4 protein-coding genes are annotated in these 4,779 nt (G+C 33.4%); 3 read left to right on the top strand and 1 reads right to left on the bottom strand.

Annotated features, from left to right (window positions below):
* A partial coding sequence (locus CRG87_RS07470; protein WP_133125497.1) for a DUF4832 domain-containing protein occupies window positions 1-468 on the top strand: 468 nt, incomplete at its 5' end.
* A gap of 516 nt (window positions 469-984) precedes the next feature.
* Here CRG87_RS07470 and CRG87_RS07460 read toward each other — a convergent pair.
* Window positions 985-2,241, bottom strand: coding sequence for an MFS transporter (locus CRG87_RS07460; RefSeq protein WP_074426132.1), 1,257 nt, complete (start codon window positions 2,239-2,241; stop codon window positions 985-987).
* A gap of 125 nt (window positions 2,242-2,366) precedes the next feature.
* Between CRG87_RS07460 and CRG87_RS07455 the strand changes: the two genes are divergently transcribed.
* Together CRG87_RS07455 and CRG87_RS07450 are read left to right on the top strand one after the other, a co-directional pair.
* Window positions 2,367-3,224: a helix-turn-helix domain-containing protein gene (locus tag CRG87_RS07455; RefSeq protein WP_074426131.1), complete on the top strand. Its 858-nt coding sequence runs from the start codon at window positions 2,367-2,369 to the stop codon at window positions 3,222-3,224.
* Window positions 3,225-3,409: 185 nt separating this feature from the next.
* Window positions 3,410-4,779: M13 family metallopeptidase (locus CRG87_RS07450; RefSeq protein WP_101138722.1), on the top strand; the 1,370-nt coding region annotated here is incomplete at its 3' end.

Raw genomic sequence — 4,779 nt, 5'->3', positions numbered from 1 at the left:
CAATTAGTAACACCAACTCTTTTAGAGCAATATAAATTACCGTATCAAAAATCATGGTTTAAAGACACTAATGATAATGAAATAAGCCGTTCTTGGTATGAATATATTAGGGATTATCTGGGTTACCGATTAGCAGTTAAAGATATTAGCTATCAAGCAGATGAGAAGAGTATTGACTATCAAGTTAATTTAACTAATTATGGCCTGGCTGCTCCTGTTTTAATTAATAAAGCAGAATTGGTATTACTGAATGCATCTAAAAAGCCAGTGGCTACTAAAGAAATAACAGATGTTGCACATTTGCAATCGCTTCAAGTTTTGCCAATTGAATGGCAAGTAGACAAAGCGCTGGTCAAAAAAGCAAAATATTTGGCTTTTAAGTTTACTGGCTATGGTAATACAGGAAACCGCTTGGCAAACAATATAGCTTTTGCTAAGGGATATAATTATTTGCTGACACTTAAATAAATAGTTATAAAAAGACAAAAACCAATAAATTACATTTCTCAAAACGATAATTTATCGGTTTTTTTTATTTACGATAAAAATTAAAGACAAAATTTACTTATTTTTTTGATCCCAATTAGCATTGATGCATTGTGTCGAGCTTGTTTTAAAGCAAATTTTACTATTACACGCAAAGCAAAGAAAAGCATTTTGTTAATGGGCACTTGGTTCTATTCATGATTCCCTTTGTGCTAGTTGTTGAAGCTCAAAATTTGGGGGGATAACTACCGCTAGTGGCGATCATACTATGATTTTCTTGAGATTAATATTAGTTATTTTGACAGCAGTCTATTACGCAAACAAGAAAGAAACTTATGACAATTTAAACTCCCAGGAAGGCTGTATTTTCAGTTTGCAAAATCGGGAAGTTTTAGGTGATCCACAAATTTATTTAGTTTATATTCTCAATTTTGTGGCTATTTTTGTTTTTTAAGAATAAATAATAATGGGTAAATTGTAAAATGAAGTTATTTCTAGTTATGCCGCATTAGCAGCTTCTTTTTTATTAGTAGAATAAACTACCTTTACTATTGTTACCAAAACAATTAAACAAGTTACACATAATAGTGTTAATGCGATAGTAATACCGAGCGAAGCAGTAATTGTAGTAAAAATAGTTGTTACAACTGGTACAGTCACAACTAAAATAGTGTTAAGCATTCCCATAGTTGATGACAAAATATTTTGATCAACAGCTTCAACAAGCCACTGTGTTAATTTAGGGCTAGCTGTACCAATAAATACTGCAAGGCTTGCCATGATGGGTAGGCAAATAAAAATATTTTTAATAAGCATTGTACCAATAACTGCGATACTTAGAACTGTTGAAATAATTGCGATAGTGAATAATGACATTTTCTTGAATAATTTTGTGCCTACAATACTACCAAGCGCCATACCAGCAGTCATTACACCTCCTATTAGGGCAATCGTGAAACTGTACGTTCCAATGACCATAGAAGACTTATTACCAGCGATTACGATTGAAATTAAAGGCTCAATTGTTCCTAAGACTCCATTTAGTAAGGCAATTACTAGAACGACCGACAATAATCCCTTTGCTTTTTTTACTTGTTTGAATGATAAAGCAATTGTTTTAAAGAAGCCCTCTTCATTAACTGAAGTAGTTTCTTCTTGAGGACGAGTCTTGTAATAATTGCGACCGACGCTGGCAAAAAGGACACCTGCTGCTAGAACTGTTAAGGCATTGAAGATTGCTAGGCTTGAATAAGACATAAAAAGTAATAAACCAGAGCCAATGAATTGTGCAATCATATTGATAATACCGTTGATCCCACTAACAAATCCTTCAGCTTCAGCAACTTCATCATTTCCAACAATGTTAACAATTAGAGGCATTTGAAGGCCACCAGAGTATGAACCGGCAATATCTGATACTAAGTTAATGCCAATAACAGCTAAAACTAGGTTCCAGCCAGCAAAACCACTAGCGAAAAGTAAGCCGACGATTAGATAGAGTCCAAAGCGTATAACGGCTAACCAGACCATTAACTTGAATTTGTTTTTTGTACGGTCAGCTAAATATCCACTAAGAACTTGAAAAATTTGAGGTACTGATTCTGAAATTGAAATCAATGAAATAGCCAAGGCGTAATTTCTTAATTTACTTGCATAAGTAATAAGTGCTAAGTAAAACAAAATATTGCCTGCACCAGATAAAAAACTGGCGATTGTAAATTTTCTATAATCCTTATTCTTTATAAAAATGTCCATAATTTATAACTCCTAAATCAAATTTTATATATATTAAGTTATAACCTGGTTATAATAAGGATTATCAAAAATGTCACATTTGAATGTTAAACGCCAAATTTGAATGAAATTAAGGAGGAGCACTAATGACAATAGGACAATTGCTAAAGCAATATCGAATTGAGAGCTCGAAAACACAAAAAGAATGGGCTGGTAATACGATTAGTACATCATATTATTCAAAAGTTGAAAAAGATCAGCATAGAATTACAGCTGAGGATTTGATTGAATTATTGCGTGCTAATAACATTAAATTGTGGGAATTTTTTGGCAAGCTTAGTCAAGAAGATAAAGTAAGATATGACGAAAACAGAGATATTGGCGAGGCAATGAATGAAGCGTTTTATCATAATGATAAGGATCAGCTTAAGGATATTAAAAATGTTATTGCAAATAGCGAAATAGCTGATAAAGAAGATCAGTTGTTATTTATAAATGCAGTTATAGCCTTAGTTGGTAATCATAACGTAGAAAATCTTGATGAAAAAGATCAAATTGAGTTGAAAGAAAAGATTTTTAATATTTCTGATTTTGACGAAAGTAAATTGGCTCTATATTGTAACTTTATGACACTTTATGATCTTGATAACAATTTGTTAATAAGTCGGCGAGTAATTACACAATTTCGCTATTCGGGGAATTCGAATGTTCAAGAAACAATATTAGCAATAGTGATTAACATTTTATTTATGTGTATTGAGGAAAATAGATATAAAGAAACAGAATTTTTTATTCAAGCAGCTGATCAAATTATTACTAAGCCGAACTTGTTTTTTTATAAAAACTGCATTTTTATACTTAAAAATATAGTGAATTATCACTATGAAAGAAAGGATGAGTATTTAAATAAGGCTCGAAGGGCAATTGATTACATTAGTTCGTTGGGCATGCCGGAGTATAGTAAAGATGTGAAAGGTTTTTTTGATAAATATGGAAGGAATTAAAAAAGGTGTATTTGATATTTGGAATTCAAATACGCTTTTTAGTGTCTTCAGTTAAATCGGTATAAAGCTTAAAAAAAATACCATACGAAAAAATAAAAAAGTCGAATGTGACACTTTTTAACTTGTCTCACCCCTTGAAGGTATTATCTGTATAAGAAAAAGATTAAATTATAGGAGAAAAGCAAATGATTAAATTTAATATTCGTGGTGGTTTTGGTGATTCTACTAAGCCTGATGTAAATATACGTGAGCAAGATAACCTTTACTTGGCTGTAAATTCAAAATGGTTGCAAGAGAACCCTGTTCCTGCAGGTCAGCCGTGGATTAATGGCTTTGACATAGCAGAACAGCAAACACGCAATCACCTTTTAAAAGACTTTTCTGCTTTTGTTGCTGGTAAAAAACCGGTTCCTAAAGTTAAGAACTTTAACAAAGCAGTTGAATTTTACCGTGTAGCTGAAGATGAAGAAAAAAGAGCTAATGACGGCGCTGCTCCAATTACGGAAGACTTGACCTTTTTAACCGGACTCGACAATTTAGCAGATATCAATAAGAACTTGGCGAATTTGTTGCTAGCCGACAACTTGCCGTTTAAATTTGAAGTGGAACCAGATTTTAAGGATGCACAACTAAATATTGTCACTTTTTACCGGCAAAATTTGATTTTGTCCGATACCAGCTATTATGGTAATGAAAAAACCGCTAACTTGCTTGATGTTTGGCAAAAGCAAACCGTTAATTTGCTGGTAATGAGTGGTGTTCAGCAGGATAAAGCTGAGCAATACGCCGCAGGAGCAGTTACGCTGGATCAGCGTTTGGCCCAGGTCTATCAATCAGCAGAATATAATTCTGAGATTGAAAACATATATCATCCACTGAGTGTGACAGAATTTGAAAGCCAGAGTAAAAATATTCATCTAGCTGCTTTGCTGAAAGAAACCGGACTTGAAGCCGCTAAGAAAGTTAATGTTACTGAACCAGGCTATTTAGATAAATTTGATGAATTGTTTAATGAAGAACATTTTGCTGAATTAAAAGGCTGGCTAATCGGGTATTTTATTAATCAAGCGGCACGGTATTTGTCACGTGAATTTCGGAAAGCAAGATTACCACTAAGAAAAGCAATGTACGGAGTAGATTCTTTAGATGAAGATGAGCGCTTTGCTTATGATGAGACGGTCAGATTATTTGGTGATGTCATTGGCCAATACTATGGCGAAAAATACTTAGGTGCTGAAGCCAAAGCCGATGCTACTAAAATCGTTAAAAATATGATTGCGGTTTACCAAGATCATTTAAAAAAGAATTATTGGCTGTCAGATACAACTAAGAAAAAGGCGCTAAAGAAGCTAGACACTTTAGTCTTAAAAATCGGTTATCCAGAGCATGTTCAAAGATTTTATGACGAGTTCAAAGTAACGCCAGCTACAGAAGGCGGCAGTTTATATAGTAATGTTAAAGCAAATAGTCAAATTAAACTTAAGGATAACTTTGCAGATATCAACAGACCGGTTGATCAATCACTTTGGATGATGTCAGCGGTAGAACCAAATGC

This window comes from Lactobacillus apis, from assembly GCF_002837055.1.
Lineage (GTDB): Bacteria > Bacillota > Bacilli > Lactobacillales > Lactobacillaceae > Lactobacillus > Lactobacillus apis.
This window is presented reverse-complemented; position numbering and strand designations above follow the sequence as displayed.

What these genes read in the sequence shown, in the direction of transcription:
- CRG87_RS07460 (WP_074426132.1), bottom strand. Translation starts at nt 2,241, where the DNA reads ATGGACATTTTTATAAAGAATAAGGATTATAGAAAATTTACAATCGCC.
- CRG87_RS07455 (WP_074426131.1), top strand. Translation starts at nt 2,367, where the DNA reads ATGACAATAGGACAATTGCTAAAGCAATATCGAATTGAGAGCTCGAAA.